Consider the following 20,078-nt stretch of genomic DNA (forward strand, 5'->3'; position numbering starts at 1 on the left):
GCAGGTGGGTGGGGCCGCTTCCAGAAAACCGCTACGAGCACATCCATGTGCGCTTGGCGTCGGCCATCCTTGGCCGCCGACATTTTCTGGAAGCGGCCCCACCCACCTGCCTATGTCTGTAAATTTGATGCTGCCTGCTGGCAGTTTTGTTCTTCCAAAACGATAACTCGTGGTTGACCCGAACCGGGGCGGAGGGCTTCCCAAAAACGTGGAGCGCCAGGGATGGCGCGACCGAGCCCTACAGGGACGTATTTACGGGCGTTTTTTGGGAAGCCCTCCGCCCCGGTTCCAGCCCCAAAGCTCGAAGGCCTACAGGCGGGCCACACCAAAGGTATTGGGCCGCAACTGCCGAGCCTCGGCTTCCCGGCAAACGTCCAGAACCAGGGACAGAACGCGCCGCGTATCCCGCGGGTCGATTAGCCCGTCATCCCACAATCTGGCCGTTCCGAACAGCGCCGTTGAGCCTTCCTCCAGTTTCTTCGCCGTGGCCTGCTCCAGAAAATCCAGTGTCTTCGGATCCGGCTCCATGCCGCCGCGGCGCTGCTTGTCTTCAGCTACGATACGCATCACCTTGCCTGCCTGTGCCGGCCCCATAACCGCGGTTCGGCTGTTGGGCCAGGCGAAGATGAACCTCGGGTCCAGGCCACGTCCGCACATGGCGTAGTTACCTGCACCATAGGAACCGCCGATGACAATTGCGACCTTTGGCACCCGACAGTTGGCCACAGCCTGGATCATTTTCGAGCCGTGTTTGATGATGCCGTTCTGCTCTGAGTGAGTACCCACCATGAAACCGGTGGTGTTATGCAGGAACAAAAGGGGCGTTCCGGCCTGGTCGCAGAGCTGGATGAACTGGGCGGCCTTGGCGGATCCAGCCGGGGTGATCGGGCCGTTGTTGCCGATGATGCCGACTGAATGACCTTCAATTCGGATGGTGCCGCAGACGGTCTGGTCGTCGAACTCGTTCTTGAAGTCCATGAACTTTGAACCGTCGGCAATGCGGGCGAGGATTTCGCGCACATCGTAGGGCTTTTTGGAATCCGCCGGGATGACACCCAACAGCTCCTCGGCCGGGTAGAGCGGTTCCTCCCATTGAAGTTCGCGCCGGGGTGGCAGCTGCTCGTTCCAGGGCAGGGCTTCGAGGATGTTTCTGGCCTGGCGGATGCCGTCGGCGTCGTCTTCGGCCAGGTACTCTGCCGTTCCTGCCACGGTCGCATGCATCTCCGCGCCGCCAAGTTCCTCATCGGTGGCAACTTCGCCGGTTGCTGCCTTCAGCAGTGGTGGGCCGGCCAGGAACATCTTGGCTTGTTCGCGCACCACGATCACGTAGTCGGACAGACCCGGCTGGTAGGCGCCGCCGGCAGTGGCATTGCCGTGAACTACGGTGACCTGGGGAATGCCCGCAGCCGACATCCGCGCCTGATTGGCAAAGCCCCGGGCGCCGAGCACGAAAATATCAGTGGCGTAGTTCAGGTTGGCGCCGCCGCTCTCGGAAAGGGATACCACCGGCAGCTTGTTTTCCATGGCGATCTGCTGCAGGCGCAGCGTCTTGTCCAGGCCGGCAGGGGTAATGGTGCCGCCTTTGATGGCGCTGTTGCTGGCCACCACCAGACAGCGGATGCCGCTCACATAACCGATACCGGCGATGATCCCGCCGCCGGCGAGGCTGCCGTCCTTGTCGTCGTGCATCTTGTAGCCTGCCAGGGAGCAGAGTTCCAGAAAGGGCGTGCCGCGGTCCAGCAACCGGTTAATACGGTCCCTCGGGAGCAGCTTGCCCCGTTTGATGAACTTCTCCCGGGCGGCTTCCGCCAAATCCAGAACCTTTTGCTCAACGTCCCGGAACGTGGTGATGTGGGCGTCCATGGCTTCGGCGTTGGTGCGGAAGTCCTCGGACGTGGAGCTTACCGTGGATTCAAGTACCTGCATGGTCGGCTCCTCAGTCGTCGCTCAGAACTTTCGGGGTGATGGCCCGGTGAAAGCCGTTGTAGGGTTCGTTGTTCTTGGCTTTCGGTAGCGGCCAGACCCGACCTCCCTGTGACGCACCGCCGTCGATCCGCAGACAATCCCCGCTGATAAACGCTGCGCCAGGGCTGAGTAAAAAACAGATGGCCGAGCTGACTTCGGATTCGGTGCCCATGCGTTTGATCGGGACGTTATCACCAAGGCTGCGAATCCACTGCTTCATGTGTTCGGGGTAGTTATCCATGCCACTGGAGGCAATCCAGCCCGGAGCGACTGCGTTTACACGAACCCCGGACGCGCCCCACTCAACGGCGGCTGTCTGGGTAAAGTTCACCATGCCGGCCCTGGCGGCGCCGGAGTGTCCCATGCCGGGCATACCACCCCACATATCGGCCACGATATTTACAATAGCGCCCCCGGTTTTTGACAGCGCCTGGGTGTAGGATTCCCGTGCCATCAGGAAGCCGCCGGTCAGATTGGTTCGAACCACCGTCTCCCAGCCCTTCTGGTTGATCCCGGTCAGCGGCGCCTGGAACTGCCCGCCGGCATTGTTCACCAAACCATTCAGGCCTCCGTGTTCGGCAATGATCGCCTTCACCGTGGCCTTGACCGAGTCCTCTTCACGGATATCACAGACATGGGCGGACGCAATGCCGCCGTCCTCGGTGATCTCTGCTTTCACAGATTCCACTTTCTCGGCCTTGCGGCCGACCAGGGCAACCCGTGCGCCCAGGGCAGCGAGTTCATGGGCCGTACACCGGCCAATACCAGAACCGCCGCCGGTAACAATATACACCTGGCCCTTAAACAAGTCGGGATGAAACACAGACTGATAGCTCATAGTAACGAAGACCCTTTCAAAGTTCGGGCGCTCTGGTTGGTAGCGCGTTTCGGGACTGTGAGCAGCAAGGATGCTGCGATCAAGCCTACATGGATGTATTCACGGCGTGTCCCGGAACGCGCTATCAACCAGAGTGCATGCACCAATAAATCAATCTTTAACCAGACCAGAAGGAACAGGCACCGGAAACTCCAATAGCTGCTGCGCAAACGCCTTCCCTTGTGGATCAATCCGCAGGCTGGCCACGCCACCGCCGCCAAGGCTGTGCTCCAGCAGGAAATTGATGGCCTTCAGCCCGGGCATGGCCCAGCGGGTCACCCGGCCGGTTTCCGGATTCAGGGTATGGGCCATCCAGTCCGCAACCGCCGCTTCCGTCAGCGCGGTTTCAATGAACGGCAAAAATTCCGGTTTGCGGGCGATCACGCCAATGTTGGTGTGGTCGCCCTTGTCACCGCTGCGGGCCCAGGCAAGCTTCACCAGCGGCACAGTGGTGTCCGTTTCGTCTGTCTCGTGTGTGAACGACTGGGGCTGGAGGTCGCTGTTATCGAAACCGCCGCTGGTTTCGACTCCAACGGTTTGCCGCTCGCCGCCCAGATCCACGGACACATCAACTTCCGTTTTCGGCACCAGGCATGAATACAACCGGATCTTCGGCCACACGGTCGGCCGGCCACCCACAATCCCGGTGATTCCCGGTGCCATCCCCGTGGCTGCCTGGGCAATCTCGCGGGAAAACAGTACAAGGGCCTCTTTCTTGGGATGGGCGGTGCTGATCTTGACCACTACTTCGCGGCAATCCTCGCCACGGCCATGAGCACCGTAGGTCGTTTCCGTACCCAGAAGCTCAATACTGGTTTCGCTGTAATCAGGCAGGCCACGTTCGCTGAACATGCGTGAGGTCTTGGCCAGAATGGCCTGTGCGACAGTCTGGGCCTTGGCCCTGGCATTCATGCCTGCCAGCAGGAAGGTAACCGTGCACTTGAAACCATCCGGCCAGGTGCCCGATACCTTGTAACTGTCGGTGGGTGGTAGCCCCCGTGCGCCCCGCACCTGTACACGGTCTTTACCGGTTTCCTCCAGCTCTACACCTGTGAAATCGCAGGTAACGTCAGGCAGCAGGTAGGCCCTTGGGTCACCGATTTCGTAGACCAGCTGTTCCGCAACTGTGCCACGACTAACCAGCCCGCCGGTGTCTTCGGGCTTGGTGATAAAAAAGTCGCCGTTGGCACTCACTTCGGCTATCGGGAATCCCATGTTGGCGTAGCCGCCAGCTACCGCTTCCCAGTCGGTGAAGTTGCCGCCGGTGGCCTGGGCACCGCACTCGAGCAGATGCCCGGCCAGGCTGCCCTGCGCCAGTTTGTCGTAGTCTTGCCAGCTCCAGCCGAACTCGTGCACCAGCGGTGCCAATACCAGGGCACTGTCTGCCACCCGGCCGGTAATAACGATGTCCGCGCCCTGTTCCAGAGCCGCAACCAGACCTGGCGCTCCCAGATAGGCATTCAGGCTGACCATCATTGCGGGCATCGGTTGGCCGGAACCCATCTCCTTGACGCCCATATCTGCGAGATTTTTCTTTTTCATCAGAAGGTCGTCGCCCAGAACCAGGGCGATCTTCATGTCCACGCCGGCTTTTTCACAGAGAGCCTGAAGGGCGTCACGACAGGCCACCGGGTTGACGCCGCCGGCGTTGGCCAGCACCCGAATGCCCTTTTCCTTGATGTCACCGAGCAAGGGGCCCATGACCGTCTGTACGAAATCCCGCGCATACCCCTGGGATGGGTCCTTCATTTTCTGGCCCGCCATGATCGACATGGTGATTTCGGCCAGATAATCGGCTACCAGATAGTCGATATTGCCCTTGTGGACCAGCTGCGCGGCAGCCGTTTCCGTGTCGCCCCAGAAGGCGGCGGAGCATCCGATGCGAACAGTGTTGGGGGATTCAGCCATCTTCCTGTGCCCTGTAAATGATTGCTGATTGAAAATGGGAGCGGTGGCGGTTTTGCCACACGATGGAGATGACAATACCAAGCAAGCGCTTGGTTTGTAAACAGGCATGTTTCAGGTAGAATTAAAGGCCTCTTATGCCAACCGAGTAGCCGTAGTGAGCCAGAACCAGATCCTCCAGTCCCTGATCGCAGAAAACCTTGTGTCAGACCCCGAAGGCGCTCGCGGCCGTCTGCTCACTGAGGCGGCTCGGCTGTTCCGGGAAAAAGGCTACGAGCGCACTACAGTTCGTGACCTTGCCGCTGCCGTGGGTATTCAGTCCGGCAGCCTGTTCCACCACTTTCGAACCAAGGAAGAGATCCTCAAGGCAGTGATGGTAGAAACCATCCGGCTGAACACCGCGCTCATGCAGGCGGCTCTGGAGGCCGCCGATACCAGCAGGCAGAAGCTTCGTGGACTGATCCGCGCGGAACTTGAATCTATCAATGGCCAGACCGGCGAAGCGATGGCGGTCCTGGTATTTGAATGGCGGAGTCTGTCGGCCCCGTCCCAGGGCGAAGTGCTGGAACTTCGGGACATCTACGAGAAACTGTGGCTGGATGTGCTGGAATCATTGAAGCGCGAGGGCGCGCTGGAGGCGGATCCCTTCGTTGTTCGAAGGATGTTGACCGGCGCTCTCAGCTGGACCGTAACCTGGTACAAACCGGAGCGGGGAGGGCTGACACTGGATGGCCTGACCGATCAGGTAATGGCAATGATGGCTCTGTAAGCGGATTGGCGTTTTCAAAAGTCATTGTTTTATATCAATAATATTCTGGCAAATTCCTTTCCTTCCGGGCCATTGGCCCGATCGGCATAACAAAATCGGCATTCGAGCCATTTTTGTAGGACAGTTTTCACCGCATTCTTGCACCCGTTGACAAAAACCGAGTTCAGATCGGGCAAACAAAAACAACGTGATGCAGGGTGAAATATGATCTCCTCTCTGGCAAAGCTCGGACCGCATGTCTTTGCGGCTCGCCTCAAGGCTCTCTCGCTGGCAGCCGTTGCCATACTCACAGGTTGCTCGGCCAACCCCATCTACACCACCACCGGCGTTGTGCTCTCCAATTATTCGGAGGGCGAAGCCACGCCCTACGTGTTGCAGATGTCCGACACCCAGATGGCGTGTGCGCTGGGCGAGGGCGTGGATCCGCTGCTCTATTCCTTCTCGCGGGTCACCGATGCACCTGACACCACCGGCTCCCTGTTGATGCTTCTGGCAGGCAATTGTGCGGAGTACAAGGCCTGGGAGGCTGAGCTCGCCTATCTCAGAGCGGATTATGAGGGAGATGTGGAAGCGGCAAAGGACGCCAGGGAAGTGGCAAAGCGATTGAATGCGCTGACCGCGAAACGTCGGTATGCCTCCTTTAAGCGAGCAATGGCCGCCTACGAGTTCGATCCCGCTGCTGAACCCCTCGAGTGCCCCTTTCTGTTCACCGAACAGGACGAAATCACCTTCCTGCTGGGCTTGCTGACCGGTATGCAGGCAATCGTAAACGATGCCAATTCCGGCGCCATGGCCGGAGTCCCCAGGAATATCGCTCCCCAGGCCGAGCGTGCCGCTACCTGTCTGGACAATGAAAAGTGGGGTGGTATGCCAAACGCCATCCGGGCCCTGGTCTGGCTGCTGCTGCCCGACACCCGTCCGGCTCTGGCGCCGGACCCCTGGCAGGTGCTTGAGCACAGCCGGGAACTGGGGGTTGAGAAAGGCATGCGGGTTCCGCACGCGCTTCAAGCGGTCGCCGCCGAAACCTTTGGTCGCCCGGAAAAGCTTGAGCAAGCCATCGCCAGTTTCGCCGCGGCCGATGCAACTATGGAGGTCTGGGACGAGTATCGTCTGGTGGATGAAGTCGCGGCGGGCGTGGTGCGCTTCTCTTCTGACAAACACTGGACCGCCAATTACGGCTACCGGACGCCGCAATCCTTCTTCGGCAGGATGAGCCCTGAGCGGCAAACCGACAACGTCGAAACCATGAATCTGGACGACCTGCTCTAAGGCAGGTTGCCGACATCCTCTGAAAACTGACAAACACAAGAATGACCCGGAGGTCGATATGATCCGCAAATCCCTCGCTGCCATGGCCCTTGTGGCCGCCGCTCCGCTGGCATCGGCACAGTCTGTTTCCATGTGCGTGTTCGATGTAATCGGCGCCAATGGCGACTTCTACAACTTCGTCAAAGACTATGCGCTAGAGATGAAGGGCCACGGCGTGGATTTCGAGCTGAAACCCTACACCGATGAGGGCGTGGCGATCGGTGATTTTAACGCCGGACAATGCGATGCCGTTGCCGCCACAGACATCCGGATTCGTCCATTCAACAAGTTCACGGGCAGCATCAGCGCTGTGGGAGCGCTGCCCACCTACGACAACCTGAAAACCTTGTTGGCCACGCTGGCGCAGCCGAAAGCCGCGCCATTGATGAAGGATAACGGTTACGAAGTGCTCGGCATCATACCGGTGGGTGCCGGTTACCTGTTTGTAAATGATCGCAGTATTGATACTGCCGGCGAGCTGGCGGGCAAGCGAATGGCAACCCTCGACTATCAGAAAGACGCGATTCACATGGTGAACTTCGTCAAGGCCACGGTCGTGCCCTCTGACATCACCAACTTCGCCGGCAAATTTAACAACGGTTCGGTGGATACCGCCTATGCGCCGGCCTTTGCTTACGAAGCTCTGGAACTCTATAAGGGCATCGGCGAAAGCGGTGGGGTTGTGGACTATCCGCTGGCACAGCTGACGCTTCAGATGGTTGCCCGTGATGACGTGCTGGACGACGACACAGCCCAGAAAGCCCGTGAAGTTGCCTGGAATATGTTTCCTCAGGCCATGGGGCTGATTGAAGGCCAGGAAGCAGCCATTCCCGAAGAAAAATGGGTGCGCATTCCTGAAAAAGACATCCGCGGCTATCAGGAGATGTTCCGGGAGAACCGGATCGAGATGCGCGATGGCCTGAACGGGGCGCCGGATGTGTATCACCCGAAAATGATGGGGCTGCTCAGCAAGATCCGCTGTGCAAGTAACCCTGCTGCAGCCGAGTGCACCGCGGACAACCGCGAATAACGGGGCGGAACCATCATGAACTGGCGAGCAATTACCGCTCCGGCAGCACGGACCCTCTACCCCGTACATCGCATTTACGGGGCGGTTCTGCTGCTTCTCCTGCTGTTTACCCTGCTGCTGGGGATGGGCAACTCGCTCCATTCCCGGTTGCTCTGGGTCGGAGAACAGACCTGGCCGAACTATTATCTGCTGAATCCCGAGGCGACAGAGCCGTCCTGTCAGTTGGAAATGGATGTTGATGCCGAAGTGGCTCGCCGGGTGGCCAATTACAAGCCCGACCCCGATGACCTGTTCAGCTCACCGCCCAATCCCGATGCCATCCGCAAATCGCTACAGAGCAATCTGGAACTCTGCCAGCAGCAATACGACGTCTATGAACAGAACCTGGCCCACGCTACGCCAGCCCTAGGGGCGTTCAAGACGGTAGAGCAGGGACTTGCGGACTTCCTGCTCGAGAACATTGAGCTGACCAAGTACCTGTTCATTGCGATGTTCGCGATGGCTGCGGCAATCGCTGCGCTGGACACGGACCACATAGCGTTGCGCCTGCCCCGCAATCGAGCTGAATGGCGGCTGAGCCAGGGTGTGCAGTTTGTGGTTAATGGTCTGATGGTGCTGTCGCTGAATGCTTACCTGGGCAAGCTGGCCACGTCGCCGGGTTCGGAGGGTACGATGAGCCTTCAATATGCCTGGGGCGGGGTCTTCGGCCTCTTTATAGTGATCAATGCAGTGCGTTTCCTGAACGTTCCGGAACGTATCCGCCCCGGCGGTCTTTCCGCTTCGTCCGGTCTGGTGATTCCTCTGTACTGTGCCATGGGCCTGATCGCCATAAGTTATTTCTTCCTGGTAGACGGGTATGCCTCGGGCCTGGCGATCTACTTTGGAATGATGTCCAACCTGTCATCCATGTTCATCAATATCGGACTTTACGTGCTGGTGGGCATGATGCTGAAGCAGACCAGAATTCCCGAGCTCCTGCTCAATCTCATCAAACCTTTTAATCTGCCAGCGCCGATGCTGGCTTCGGTGATTATCTTCGCAACGGCGTTTCCGACAGCGTTCACCGGCGCATCGGGCATTTTCATCCTGGCCGTGGGTGGTGTTGTGTATGACGAGCTGCGCCGAGCCGGGGCAGGGCGGCAGCTTTCCCTGGCAACGACTGCCATGTCCGGAAGCCTCGGCGTGGTGCTCAACCCGTGCCTGCTGATCGTTGTTGTGGCGGCTCTCAATAAGGAAGTGACAACCACTGAGATGTACAGCTGGGGTTTCTGGGTCTTTATCATGTCGGCAACGCTGTTTTCACTGATTGTCTGCAAGACCCAGGGAAACTGGAAGCCTCGTCCGGCGCCCGGCGCTTTCCGTGCGGCTCTCTCGGAAAGCCGGGCCCTGCTGCCTTATGTGGCCGTGGCAGCTCTGGTCATCCTGTCGATCTGGGTTGTTCTCGGCTTGAAGTTCAACGAGTACAGCGCTCCTTTGATCCTGCCCCTGGTAATGCTCGCGCTGGTGTTGCTGGATTCCGGCCGGAGTCGTGGTGAGCAGGGCCAGACCCGTTCCCAGGTGTTCTGGGCACGCAGCTCGGCCGCTGCCAGCGATTCGGCAGTGCACATTGGCGCGCTGCTGGCGTTGATCGGGTTTTCCATCTGCCTGGGGGGAATCCTGGAGCGCTCCAATATCGTTCACGCGCTCTTCCCTGAGGACCTGACCAGTCCCTGGATCGCCATGCTGGTGATCGTCGTGATGCTCACAGTTATAGGCATGGTCATGGACCCGTTCGGCGCGGTAATCCTGGTGTCGGCGACCATTGCCCAGCCGGCGATCCAGCTGGGTATTGATCCGCTGCACTTCTGGATTGTGTGTCTGGTGGCATTTGAGCTCGGTTACCTGAGCCCGCCAGTGGCGCTGAACCACCTGCTCACCCGCCAGGTGGTGGGCGAGACCGAAGTGCTGGCGGCAGAGCGCACAGGTTCCTTCTGGCATCGCTATGAGCGGCTGCTGCTGCCCCTGGCCGTGATGGGCCCCACACTGTTGTTCGTGGCCTTTGTGCCGATGCTGTTCTACGCGTTGTAATGTTGAAGTGCGATAAAGAGGGCCGCCTGAGGGAAACTTCGGGCGGCTTTTTTGCATTTGGAATACAAGAGGAAACGTAGTTTGAACAGAAACTGACACAGCCGGCAAGTGACTATAAGCTATTCTCACTTGTCCTGAATTTTGGGTGGTTCCTATTCAAATGATTATTCAAAATCGCTGCAGACACCTTCTGTTGACCGCCGGCATAGCCTTTTTGACCGGCTGCGGAGGTGGGGGCGGTGAAGCCAGCTCTGACCCCTTCCCGGTAGCACCGGGCAGCCCGCTCGCGGGCCAAATAAATATTGAGGCCGGTAGCCGAATAGATCAGGACACCATGGATGAGCTGGGTTTGTCGGGCGCGCAACCGGCAACCAGTCCACAGTCTCTGCCACTGAACTTTGTTCTTGCTGGCTATGTCAGTGGTGATTCGGGCCGTTACGAGGCCATTAGCGGGCAAATCTTCAGTTACAGCGCAGACGCTTCTGATCAGTTTTTAGTGCCTCTTGCGCCCGGTGAAGTCGTCCGATTGGTCAGTCTTGGTAGCCGCGCGGGCAATCCCCAACTCACGCTCACATTGTTTGATGGATCCGGGATGCCGCCCTCGGCGACAACGGACCGAGAGTCAGATCCCGCCGAAGTCACACTTGGCGATGGCTTTTCCGAAGACGATTACCTGCTGGAAGTCGAGGCCACCGGCAGTTTTCCAGCACGTTATGTTCTGGTGAAAGCGTCAACTGGACAGCTTGGCTCGTTCAGCCTCGATTGGCCGGCCCATGAGTTCATGTCTGGAGAAGCTATTGTCAGAATGAACAGCGCAGGCTCTCCGGGGCTATCCGGTCAGTCGGCCACTCCAGGGCGGCATCTGGGTAACGAGGACTGGCTGATCAAAATGCCTTTGAAAGCTGCGGCTGCCAGTACCGAGGCTACGAAAACAGAAACCCTCGATTGGATCAGAGGGTTACGCAAGCGAACCGATGTCGCATCTGTATCGCCCAATTACCTGTTTTCAAGCGCCAACACACCAGTGGGCGAGGAATTGTATGGTCTTCAATGGCACTACGATCTCATAAACGGTCCTGAAGCCTGGCAATTGGCACCGGACGGAGGTGCCGGGGTTTCGGTGGCGGTCCTGGATAGCGGGCTCTTTAGCCCTGATCCGGCGAGCCGAAGCTGGCATCCGGACCTGGAAGACAATGTGCTCCCGGGCCGTGATTTCGTGGACGGTGATGATTTTCCCCAGGATCCGGGCAGTAGCGTTGCTGCCAGTGTCTTTCATGGCACCCACGTGGCCGGCACCATTGGTGCTGTGCTCAATGGCCAGGGCATCGGCGGTGTCGCTTTCGGAGGACGTATTCTGCCGGTCAGGGTGCTTGGCGAGGGCGGAACCGGGTCTTCGGACGATCTGATTGATGCTATTCGGTGGGTCACCGGGGAGACTGACGGTGTTGCCGCGAGAGCTCAGGTGGTAAATCTTAGCCTCGGTGGTTTGCCTGAAATTCCCCAGTTGGAGGCAGCCATCGAATTCGGCGTCAATGAACGAGATATGCTTTTTGTCGGTGCCGCGGGCAACTCGGCCACTTCTTCACCCTCATACCCGGCCGCGTCGCCCAATGTGCTTGCGGTCAGCTCGGTGGATGCGGGGGGGCAATTGGCATCGTATTCGAATTTTGGCAGCTGGATCGATCTTGCCGGACCGGGCGGCGATGCCAGCCGTGATGGCAACAACGACGGGCGGGCAGATGTAGTCTGGAGTACCAGTGCGGTTGCAGGTGCCAATGGTTTTGAGGCCAGCTATACCGGGCTCCAGGGCACCTCCATGGCGGCACCTCATGTCTCGGGAGTTCTTGCTTTGCTGAAGACGCAGGATAGCTCGTTGAACTATGAGGGGTTAAGAGCGCTGCTTGAGTCCGGCGGGCTAACCGACTTCTCTGGTAGCCGGTCGGACCAGCTTGGCTTTGGCATTCTTGATGCCTCCGGGGCGCTGCAGGCGAATCTGAGTGGTGATATCACTATTCTTTCACCCTCCCCATCCCAGGTTATTCTGGGGTCTGAAACGGGGAGCGAACAGATTGTCCGTCTGAATCAGATCGGTAACGGAGCCATCAGCAACGTCAGCATTTCGGATACGCCTCCCTGGTTTACGGTAATCCGCAGCGACATCGACAGTACAATCGCTCTGAATGTTGCGCTGGTTGACTCGGCAATTGAAGAAAACGTGGCTTATCGCGATGTGATACGTGTTGACTACCAGGCTGGCAGTGAGCTTCGGTCTCTGGATATTCCCGTAGTAGCCCAAGTACTTTCAGATGAATTTGCGAGGACTGCCGGGGTCCATTTCGTGCTCCTCGTGAACACTACCCCGGTAGACGGATTTTATGAGGCGGAGGCACAACTGGCGGTTGAGCCGGAAAATGGGCATTACACGTTCCGGTTCGAGTCGGATGATGGCGTGGCACCGAAACGGTTGAGCGAGGTTTCACCAGGCTCCTATTACCTCGTTGCGGGCACCGATATCGATGGAGACGGGATCATTTGCCAGCCAGGCGAGGCCTGTGCGGAATACCCGATAGCCGGGCTTCGAGAGATCATCACCATTGAAGAAGGGCAGTCGCTGGAGGAAGTAATCATGACCACCAGCTTTTCGCGACCGACGATCTCAGCGTCAACTCCAGATATCCTGCCTCGACCAGACTTTTCCGGTTATCGCCTGCTGGAAGCCGGTGAGCGCAGAGAGTCTCTCGAATACACGAGGAAAACGACGCGATGAGCTTATCGAATTCGGGGTTGATAACGGCTTTTCTGGTTCTGATTCTGACGGCTTGCACATCTCCCGCAAGGAATGCCTCCCCGGCACCATTGGCTCGCCAAATTACCCAGTCGCCTTATTGTGGTTTGAGCGGGCCGGGTGTGGCTTATGTGAAATCGTCCGATGAACTCGACAGATTCCTGGGCGTGTCCGGACAGAACCTGACCACAGCGGCGATCAGAAGCGTCAGCTTCGATCGGGAACAGTTGGTGTTTGTGACTCTCGGCCAACAGCCAACGGCCGGTTTCAGTGTTGGGCTGCGGGACGCCAATGCAACTGGTGATACGCTTCTTCTGGACATGGCGGTTATCACGCCTGAGCCCGATGCGATGGTTGCACAGGTTATTACCACACCCTGTGCAGTGCTGGCGGTTTCCAAAGACAAATGGCAAAGACTTGAAGTAACGGGGCTTTCCGATCGACCTCTGATAAAAATCGTCGGGAAGTGAAAGTGGTCGCTGGACAGACAAAACAACCGTTGATCTTTCCTCACGAATCCCTAAGCTATGGCTCAGCTTTTCATATCAATCGCGGAGTCAGTTCCTGCCCATGAGCCAGCAACAATATAACGCCGATGCTATTGAAGTACTGAGCGGCCTGGACCCGGTGCGCAAGCGGCCGGGGATGTATACAGACACCAGTCGGCCCAATCACCTGGCGCAGGAAGTTATCGACAACAGTGTGGATGAGGCGCTGGCAGGGCACGCCAAACGCATCGACGTGGTGTTGTACAGCGATGGCTCGCTGAGCGTTGAAGATGACGGCCGCGGCATGCCCGTGGATTTGCACAAAGAGGAAGGCCTGCCTGGCGTTGAACTGATCCTTACCCGCCTGCACGCCGGCGGCAAATTCTCTCAGGGCAACTACAACTTTTCCGGTGGTCTCCACGGTGTCGGTGTATCCGTAGTCAACGCACTGTCCACCCATCTGGAAGTAACCATCAAGCGCGATGGCCAATTGCACCGGATGACGTTCGCCAATGGCGACAAAGCGTCCGAGCTTGAAGTGATCGATACCGTGGGCAAGCGCAACACAGGTACCCGTCTGAAGTTCAAGCCCGACGTAACCTATTTCGACAGCCCCAATTTTTCTGTTAGCCGGCTGCGCCATAACCTGAGGGCAAAGGCGGTTCTGTGTCCGGGCCTCACGGTTACCTTCCTCCAGGAAAAAACCGGCGAAAAAGACGAATGGTTTTACGAGGACGGGTTGCGGGACTACCTGCGCACGGCCCTGGCCGATATCGAGGTTGTGCCGCTTGAGCCGTTTACCGGCAGCTTTTCCGGAAACAAGGAAGCGGTGGACTGGGCCATCCAGTGGCTGCCCGAGGGCGGCGAAGCGATCATGGAAAGCTACGTAAACCTGATTCCCACGGCCCAGGGCGGCACCCATGTGAACGGGCTGCGTACCGGCCTGCTTGAAGCCATGCGCGAGTTCTGCGAGTTCCGCAACCTGCTACCCCGTGGCGTGAAGCTCTCTCCGGAAGATATCTGGGAACGGGCAGCCTATGTCCTGTCCTTCAAGATGCAGGAGCCCCAGTTCTCAGGGCAGACCAAAGAGCGTCTGTCTTCCCGTGAGGCCGCGGCCTTCATCTCCGGCGTGGTCAAGGATGCCTTCAGCCTTTGGCTCAACCAGCACACCGATGTGGCAGAAGCACTAGCTGAGCTCTTCATCAGCAATGCCCAGCGTCGGCTGCGAGCCAGCAAAAAGGTGGCCCGCAAGAAAGTCACCTCGGGCCCCGCACTCCCGGGTAAGCTGGCGGACTGTTCCGGTGGGGATACCGCCCGGTCCGAGCTGTTCCTGGTAGAAGGTGATTCTGCAGGCGGTTCCGCCAAGCAGGCCCGGGACCGGGAGTTCCAGGCGGTGATGCCGCTTCGGGGGAAAATCCTCAATACCTGGGAGGTTGATTCGGGCGAGATCCTGGCGTCCCAGGAAGTTCACGATATTGCCGTTGCGATTGGTGTAGATCCCGGTTCTGACCAGCTGGATGGCCTTCGGTACAACAAGATCTGCATCCTTGCTGATGCGGACTCGGATGGCCTTCACATTGCCACGCTGCTGTGCGCGTTGTTCGTCAAACACTTCCGCCCTGTGGTTGCCGCCGGCCATGTGTTCGTTGCCATGCCGCCGCTGTATCGGGTAGATCTGGGCAAGGAAACCTTCTACGCCCTGGATGAACATGAAAAGCAGGGCATTATCGACCGTATTGCCGCGGAGAAGCGCAAGGGCAAGATTTCGGTGACCCGCTTCAAGGGTCTGGGTGAGATGAACCCGCTTCAGCTGCGTGAGACCACCATGGCCCCGGACACCCGTCGCCTGGTCATGCTGACCATCGAAGACGGGGATGATACCGATAGCCGGATGGACATGTTGCTGGGCAAGAAGCGCGCATCCGATCGAAGGGCGTGGCTAGAGACCTACGGCAACATGGCGGACATCGAAGTTTAATATTCTATAAGATGCTATAAAAAGCATCCTTTATTCTTTCTCTGTCTTCTGCAAAGTCGTTATCCTGCCAGTTTTCTGATCGGGAAGAACCGTTGATGGACTGGCAGGGCTGGTTTGCGCTGGGCCTCGCAGGCACCGCGTTGATACTGATGAGTGCAGGGCGATTTGCGCCCCATCTGGTGATGATGGGTGTGCTCGTGGTGCTCAGTGCCAGCGGGATTGTGTCCGCGGACCAGGCGCTCGCCGGGTTCAGCAACAGTGGTCTGATCACCGTGGTTGCCATGTTTGTGGTGGCTGCGGGCATTCATCATTCCGGCGGTGTCGATCTGCTGGTGCACCACCTGCTTCGCAATCCCAAGACCGTTCGTTCTGCCCAGGCACGGATTGCCCTCCCGGTATCCCTTCTCAGTGGTTTTCTCAACAACACCCCGGTTGTCGCCACCATGATCCCGGCGGTGCATGCGTGGTCCCGCAAGATCGGTATCTCACCGTCCAAATTGATGATTCCCCTGAGCTACTCCGCCATTCTCGGGGGTACCCTGACACTGATCGGCACCAGCACGAATCTGGTCGTCAACGGCCAGTACCAGCAGCTAACCGGCGAAGAGGGCTTCTCCATTTTCTCGATCACGGCGGTCGGGCTGCCGGTGGCGGTGATCGGCGTGGCCGCTTTGCTGCTTGTTATGCCCCGTGTGCTTCCGGATCGTAAGGATCAGCAGAAATTTGGCTCCATGAGGGAGTTTACCCTGGAGGTCGCGGTGTCGTTTGACGGGCCGCTGGTCGGCAAGACTGTTGGTGAAGCCGGGCTCCGGGAGCTTGAGCGATTGTATCTGGTTGAGATCGAACGCGATGGCAGCGTGGTTACGGCGGTGCCCTCGGAGGAGCGACTCAGGGGTGGCGATCGTCTGGTGTTTGCCGGTGATACCCAGGCCATTTCCGACCTCCTGCGGATAAACGGTATCGTCCCGTCAGTCCATGAAGACGAGCCGAGCTTGAGCAAGGATCGGGCGGAACGGCGTCTGGTTGAAGCGGCATTGTCGCCCCAGTCCGATGTGTTGGGGCTGACCATTCGCGACGCCCGGTTCCGGGACCGTTACGGTGCGGTTGTGCTGGCCGTTGCCAGGGGTGGGGAGCGTGTTTCCGGCAACCTTGGGAATATCCGCCTCAAACCTGGCGATGTGCTGCTTCTCGAGGCCCGCCCCGCGTTTGTCAGCCGACAGCGCTATAACAAGGACTTTCTGCTTATTAATGACCTGGAAACCGAGACACCCCGGCATGACCGGGCGTGGCTGTCCTGGGGAATCCTGTTGGTGCTGGTGGGTCTCGCTGCCTGTGGCACCCTGAGCATGCTTAACGCGGCCCTGCTGGGCGCCGCAGGAATGATTCTGACTGGCTGCTGCTCGGTGGGCCAGGCCCAGAAGTCCGTGGATGTGCCGGTGATCCTTACCATTGCGGCCTCCTTTGCCATGGGCGCGGCTCTGGAACAGACCGGCGCGGCAGGCTTTGTGGCTGCAGGCATCCTTGAATTCAGTCAGGGCGACGTACTGTTAACGATCCTGCTGGTTTATCTCGTGGTGTCGGTCCTGACCGAGGTTATTACCAACAATGCGGCGGCGGTCCTGGTCATTCCCATCGTTCTGTCGATGACGAACAGTATGGGCGTGGCCGCCGAGCCGTTTGTGATTGCGGTGATGATGGCCGCGTCCGCCAGTTTTGCCACGCCGCTGGGGTACCAGACCAACATGATGGTATTCGGGCCTGGTGGTTACCGGTTCAGTGATTTCGTGCGGGTCGGTTTACCCATGAACGTGTTTGTTGGTGCCGTTACCGTTGTGGTTATTGCCGTGGTCTACGACATCACTCCCGGTCTATGAGCGCTGTTCGGTCGGGTTGGCGAGAATGTCGCAGCACAGCACCTGAAGCTTGCCGTCCTGGTAGTACCCCAGTGACAGGGTCACGCACATATAGGCTCCGGTGACGCAAAGGTAGGGGGCGGTTACGTGCAGGCTTTCCGGTTGAGCCAGCGCCTGGCGAAGGAACTGCTGGCGAAACCAGTCGGCGCTGCTGGTGCTCTCCAGGGGTTTGAAACGCGGGTCCATACTGCGTGTGCCCGCATCGGAAACCAGGGTGTCGTCCATCTGAACGCCCTTGTCGTCGACCAGGTAGCAGCGGGAAACGGCTGGGTGGTTCAACAATTCCAGACAGGATTGCTGCATGCTCATCCCGCTGCGAAGCTTCGTGATTGCGTGGTCGAAGAAGCCACTGAAAAAGTCCACCAGTTGCCGGGTCGGATCCAGGGTAACCTGGTTGCGGGTTTTGTATTCCTGCAACAGATGATCGAAATCGGCGGGTGAGTGGGTCAGTTGGTCGAGGTCTGTGCTCGGTCTGCGGAAATAGAAGCCCTGAACGAAATCCACGCCCGCATCGATCGCAATCATTGCCTGATCACGGGTTTCCACGCCTTCCAGAAGAACCAGGCAGCCGGACTGGTGCAGCAGTGACACGATGCCGTTCAGAATCTGGCGAGCCTTGTGATCATCTGTCGCACGGGTAAGCAGTTGTCGATCCAGTTTCACGATGTCGGGTGACAGGTTCCAGATCCGCTCGAAATTGGAGTGGCCGGCACCGAAATCATCAATGGCCGTCAGACAGCCCAGTTTCTTGTAATAGGCAACCGTTTCCCGAAGCCTTTCGGCGTCGTCTGTGGGTTGCTCAACAATTTCCATAACAATCCGGTGTGGAGGTAGGCCGGTTTTGGCCAGAAGCTGTCCGAAGAACGAATCGGCCTGGCTGCCGCTGGTTACCACCTGGGGCGAAACGTTGAGGAACAGCCAGTTCAGCTGATCGCGGATGCCGCTGTAATTGCGTATGTGCAGATAGCGGCACAGGCGGTCAAGGAGAAGGTTCTCCGCCTCGGAAGCCGGTAGCTGGAACAGGTGCAGCGGCAGTACCGCGGAGTTATCCGTATCAAAGGCCCGGATCAGGGCCTCATAGCCGACGATACGTTTGTGTGAAATGCTGTAGATCGGCTGGAGCGCTGTTTTCAACGTCAGTCCGCGAAAATCTGCGGTCCATGTGTCACCGTCCCTGTTCAGCATAGGAGACAACAGGTCCACTTCCGGAGCTGTCAGCTTTTCAGGGAGGCGTCTCGACATAGATGATTCTGGTTGATTTAACGAACGCATCAGTCGCCCCAGTCTGGCGTCTGAACTGTCTTTTATCAGTACAGGTTTCGCCTGAAAAATCGGGAAGTTACTGATAGTTGGAAGGAAGATTGCCAAAAAACCGCGTTTATTACCACTGTTTCATTTAGAAACTGGAAACGGTTTGTATCTTTGAGGGTCTGCAAGGGGAAAGAAGAGAGGGGAGCCCAGCGGTCCGGACGGACCGCCAGAAAATCAGTTATTGCTGGGTACAACCACGCTTTCGTCGAATTCGAGTTCCATGTCCTGTCCTCTCGGTCAATGAGGCCCCAGACGGGGCAATCAAGTATGGGCCAATCTTATCGTTACTATAATTTTGAACAATCCGTAAAACCCCTATGCGACCAAAGGCAAAAGCCCGGGCGAATAGTCAGAATTTCTGATGTACCGCTGCAAAAGATTTTGATTTTTTTCGCACAACCAAGTTTCTAGACTTGGCTTCAACGATGTAACCAGGGAACAGGGTGAATTCTCATCATGCAAATCAGGAATACTTCAGCCAACTACGGTCTTGTAACCATCTTGAATCACTGGGTCGTTGCTCTGGCTGTTTTCGGCCTGTTCGGGCTCGGCTTCTGGATGGTGGATTTGTCCTATTACGACGACTGGTACCGCCGCGGTCCGGATATACATCGCAGCATTGGCATACTGCTATTTTTATTGATGCTTTTCAGGGTGGTCTGGAGAGCGGTGAATGTTTCGCCGGATCCGCTGGACGGGCACAAGCGCTGGGAGATTCGAAGCGCACATGCGGCCCACCTTCTCCTGTACATGCTGATTTTCGTCGCCATGGTCAGCGGCTACCTGATATCGACCGCCGACGGTTCTTCGATCAGCGTGTTCGGCTGGTTTGAAGTGCCATCGGTCACTGGCCAGATAAAGGGAATGGAGGACACCGCCGGAACCGTTCACTATTGGTCCACCTGGGCCATTGTCGGTCTTGCTGCCATTCACGCGGCTGGCGCCTTCAAACATCATCTGCTTGATCGCGACCGCACGTTACGGCGTATGCTAGGGAAGTGACTGGCCGGCCGTTTTTTATCGTTTAACGCCCGGAAGTCGGGCACCAATGCAACAAGGGAGATAACCATGAAAAAAGTTGTGCTTGCCTCGGCAGTGTCGATGGCGCTTGTAGGTGCAGTCAATGCTAACGAACACAGCGGCACCTATGCGTTTGATAAAAAGGGAGCCCATCAGTTCATAACCTTCAAGATTTCTCATCTTGGCTACAGCTGGCTTTACGGCCGATTCAACGACTTCGACGGCGAATTCGTGTACGACGCCGAGAACCCGGAAAACAGCACCGTTAACGTCACCATTGATACCGCGAGTGTGGATTCCAATCACGCCGAGCGCGACAAGCATCTGCGCAGCGAAGATTTCCTGTATGTGGACGAATTTCCGCAAGCAACGTTCAAGAGCAAGCGCGTGGTGCTGGATGAAGAAGGCGAGGCCGATATCATCGGCGACTTCACCCTCCGAGGTGTGACAAAAGAAGTGACCCTCGATGCCGAAATGCTTGGCCACGGGGACGATCCCTGGGGTGGCTACCGTATGGGTTTTGAAGCGGAAACCGAGCTTCGCCTGACAGACTTTGGCATCCCGATGGATCTCGGCAAGGCCTCCGAGACTGTCGAGATCATCATTTCTGTCGAAGGTATCCGGCAGTAAAACTGGCTGACCCTGTCAGAGGGGGTTCCGGG

The 20,078-nt window shown here is 57.9% G+C and carries 14 protein-coding genes; 10 read left to right on the forward strand and 4 right to left on the reverse strand.

The window, feature by feature from the left end; all coding sequences use genetic code 11:
• Positions 1 to 309: 309 nt before the first annotated feature.
• The 3 genes from KYE_RS12915 to KYE_RS12925 form a co-directional block, all read right to left on the reverse strand.
• Positions 310 to 1,926: an acyl-CoA carboxylase subunit beta gene (locus KYE_RS12915; RefSeq protein WP_008174071.1), complete on the reverse strand. Its 1,617-nt coding sequence runs from the start codon at positions 1,924 to 1,926 to the stop codon at positions 310 to 312.
• Between the two features lie 10 nt (positions 1,927 to 1,936).
• Positions 1,937 to 2,803 (reverse strand): SDR family oxidoreductase, encoded by an 867-nt coding sequence (locus KYE_RS12920; RefSeq protein WP_008174073.1) that lies wholly within the window; start codon positions 2,801 to 2,803, stop codon positions 1,937 to 1,939.
• A 150-nt stretch (positions 2,804 to 2,953) separates the two neighbouring features.
• Complete coding sequence (locus KYE_RS12925) at positions 2,954 to 4,750, reverse strand: acyclic terpene utilization AtuA family protein (protein WP_008174075.1); 1,797 nt, start codon at positions 4,748 to 4,750, stop codon at positions 2,954 to 2,956.
• A gap of 106 nt (positions 4,751 to 4,856) precedes the next feature.
• Between KYE_RS12925 and KYE_RS12930 the strand changes: the two genes are divergently transcribed.
• The 8 genes from KYE_RS12930 (at position 4,857) to KYE_RS12965 (ending at position 17,046) form a co-directional block, all read left to right on the forward strand.
• Positions 4,857 to 5,516, forward strand: coding sequence for a TetR/AcrR family transcriptional regulator (locus tag KYE_RS12930; protein ID WP_008174077.1), 660 nt, complete (start codon positions 4,857 to 4,859; stop codon positions 5,514 to 5,516).
• A gap of 204 nt (positions 5,517 to 5,720) precedes the next feature.
• Positions 5,721 to 6,785, forward strand: a complete 1,065-nt coding sequence (locus KYE_RS12935) for a hypothetical protein (protein ID WP_008174078.1) — start codon at positions 5,721 to 5,723, stop codon at positions 6,783 to 6,785.
• A 58-nt stretch (positions 6,786 to 6,843) separates the two neighbouring features.
• The gene (locus tag KYE_RS12940) at positions 6,844 to 7,854 is read left to right on the forward strand and encodes a putative solute-binding protein (RefSeq protein WP_008174079.1); all 1,011 of its coding nucleotides are present in this window, start codon (positions 6,844 to 6,846) and stop codon (positions 7,852 to 7,854) included.
• Between the two features lie 15 nt (positions 7,855 to 7,869).
• Positions 7,870 to 9,921 carry a TRAP transporter large permease subunit gene (locus KYE_RS12945; RefSeq protein WP_008174080.1) on the forward strand — a complete coding sequence of 684 codons (2,052 nt, stop codon included), beginning with the start codon at positions 7,870 to 7,872 and terminating at the stop codon, positions 9,919 to 9,921.
• Positions 9,922 to 10,255: 334 nt separating this feature from the next.
• Positions 10,256 to 12,688 carry a S8 family serine peptidase gene (locus KYE_RS12950; protein WP_227497833.1) on the forward strand — a complete coding sequence of 811 codons (2,433 nt, stop codon included), beginning with the start codon at positions 10,256 to 10,258 and terminating at the stop codon, positions 12,686 to 12,688.
• Positions 12,689 to 12,837: 149 nt separating this feature from the next.
• Complete coding sequence (locus tag KYE_RS12955; protein WP_008174084.1) at positions 12,838 to 13,176, forward strand: protease complex subunit PrcB family protein; 339 nt, start codon at positions 12,838 to 12,840, stop codon at positions 13,174 to 13,176.
• A 100-nt stretch (positions 13,177 to 13,276) separates the two neighbouring features.
• Positions 13,277 to 15,172 (forward strand): DNA topoisomerase IV subunit B, encoded by a 1,896-nt coding sequence (gene parE / locus KYE_RS12960; protein ID WP_008174087.1) that lies wholly within the window; start codon positions 13,277 to 13,279, stop codon positions 15,170 to 15,172.
• Positions 15,173 to 15,267: 95 nt separating this feature from the next.
• Positions 15,268 to 17,046 carry an SLC13 family permease gene (locus tag KYE_RS12965; RefSeq protein WP_008174090.1) on the forward strand — a complete coding sequence of 593 codons (1,779 nt, stop codon included), beginning with the start codon at positions 15,268 to 15,270 and terminating at the stop codon, positions 17,044 to 17,046.
• On the opposite strand, the gene KYE_RS12970 is transcribed toward KYE_RS12965, so the two are convergent.
• A complete protein-coding gene (locus tag KYE_RS12970; protein ID WP_039882022.1) occupies positions 17,041 to 18,327 on the reverse strand; it encodes an EAL domain-containing protein in 1,287 nt (428 codons plus the stop codon). The two genes, KYE_RS12965 and KYE_RS12970, sit on opposite strands and share 6 nt — an antisense overlap.
• Positions 18,328 to 18,852: 525 nt before the next feature.
• Between KYE_RS12970 and KYE_RS12975 the strand changes: the two genes are divergently transcribed.
• Positions 18,853 to 19,398 carry a cytochrome b gene (locus tag KYE_RS12975; RefSeq protein ID WP_008174094.1) on the forward strand — a complete coding sequence of 182 codons (546 nt, stop codon included), beginning with the start codon at positions 18,853 to 18,855 and terminating at the stop codon, positions 19,396 to 19,398.
• Positions 19,399 to 19,464: 66 nt separating this feature from the next.
• A complete protein-coding gene (locus KYE_RS12980) occupies positions 19,465 to 20,046 on the forward strand; it encodes a YceI family protein (RefSeq protein WP_008174095.1) in 582 nt (193 codons plus the stop codon).
• Positions 20,047 to 20,078: the final 32 nt, after the last annotated feature.

It is taken from the genome of Marinobacter manganoxydans MnI7-9 (genome assembly GCF_000235625.1).
In the GTDB taxonomy this organism is placed as follows: domain Bacteria; phylum Pseudomonadota; class Gammaproteobacteria; order Pseudomonadales; family Oleiphilaceae; genus Marinobacter; species Marinobacter manganoxydans.

What these genes read in the sequence shown, in the direction of transcription:
- KYE_RS12915 (WP_008174071.1), bottom strand. Translation starts at nt 1,926, where the DNA reads ATGCAGGTACTTGAATCCACGGTAAGCTCCACGTCCGAGGACTTCCGC.
- KYE_RS12920 (WP_008174073.1), bottom strand. Translation starts at nt 2,803, where the DNA reads ATGAGCTATCAGTCTGTGTTTCATCCCGACTTGTTTAAGGGCCAGGTG.
- KYE_RS12925 (WP_008174075.1), bottom strand. Translation starts at nt 4,750, where the DNA reads ATGGCTGAATCCCCCAACACTGTTCGCATCGGATGCTCCGCCGCCTTC.
- KYE_RS12930 (WP_008174077.1), top strand. Translation starts at nt 4,857, where the DNA reads ATGTTTCAGGTAGAATTAAAGGCCTCTTATGCCAACCGAGTAGCCGTA.
- KYE_RS12935 (WP_008174078.1), top strand. Translation starts at nt 5,721, where the DNA reads ATGATCTCCTCTCTGGCAAAGCTCGGACCGCATGTCTTTGCGGCTCGC.
- KYE_RS12940 (WP_008174079.1), top strand. Translation starts at nt 6,844, where the DNA reads ATGATCCGCAAATCCCTCGCTGCCATGGCCCTTGTGGCCGCCGCTCCG.
- KYE_RS12945 (WP_008174080.1), top strand. Translation starts at nt 7,870, where the DNA reads ATGAACTGGCGAGCAATTACCGCTCCGGCAGCACGGACCCTCTACCCC.
- KYE_RS12950 (WP_227497833.1), top strand. Translation starts at nt 10,256, where the DNA reads ATGGATGAGCTGGGTTTGTCGGGCGCGCAACCGGCAACCAGTCCACAG.
- parE (WP_008174087.1), top strand. Translation starts at nt 13,277, where the DNA reads ATGAGCCAGCAACAATATAACGCCGATGCTATTGAAGTACTGAGCGGC.
- KYE_RS12965 (WP_008174090.1), top strand. Translation starts at nt 15,268, where the DNA reads ATGGACTGGCAGGGCTGGTTTGCGCTGGGCCTCGCAGGCACCGCGTTG.
- KYE_RS12970 (WP_039882022.1), bottom strand. Translation starts at nt 18,327, where the DNA reads ATGTCGAGACGCCTCCCTGAAAAGCTGACAGCTCCGGAAGTGGACCTG.
- KYE_RS12975 (WP_008174094.1), top strand. Translation starts at nt 18,853, where the DNA reads ATGCAAATCAGGAATACTTCAGCCAACTACGGTCTTGTAACCATCTTG.
- KYE_RS12980 (WP_008174095.1), top strand. Translation starts at nt 19,465, where the DNA reads ATGAAAAAAGTTGTGCTTGCCTCGGCAGTGTCGATGGCGCTTGTAGGT.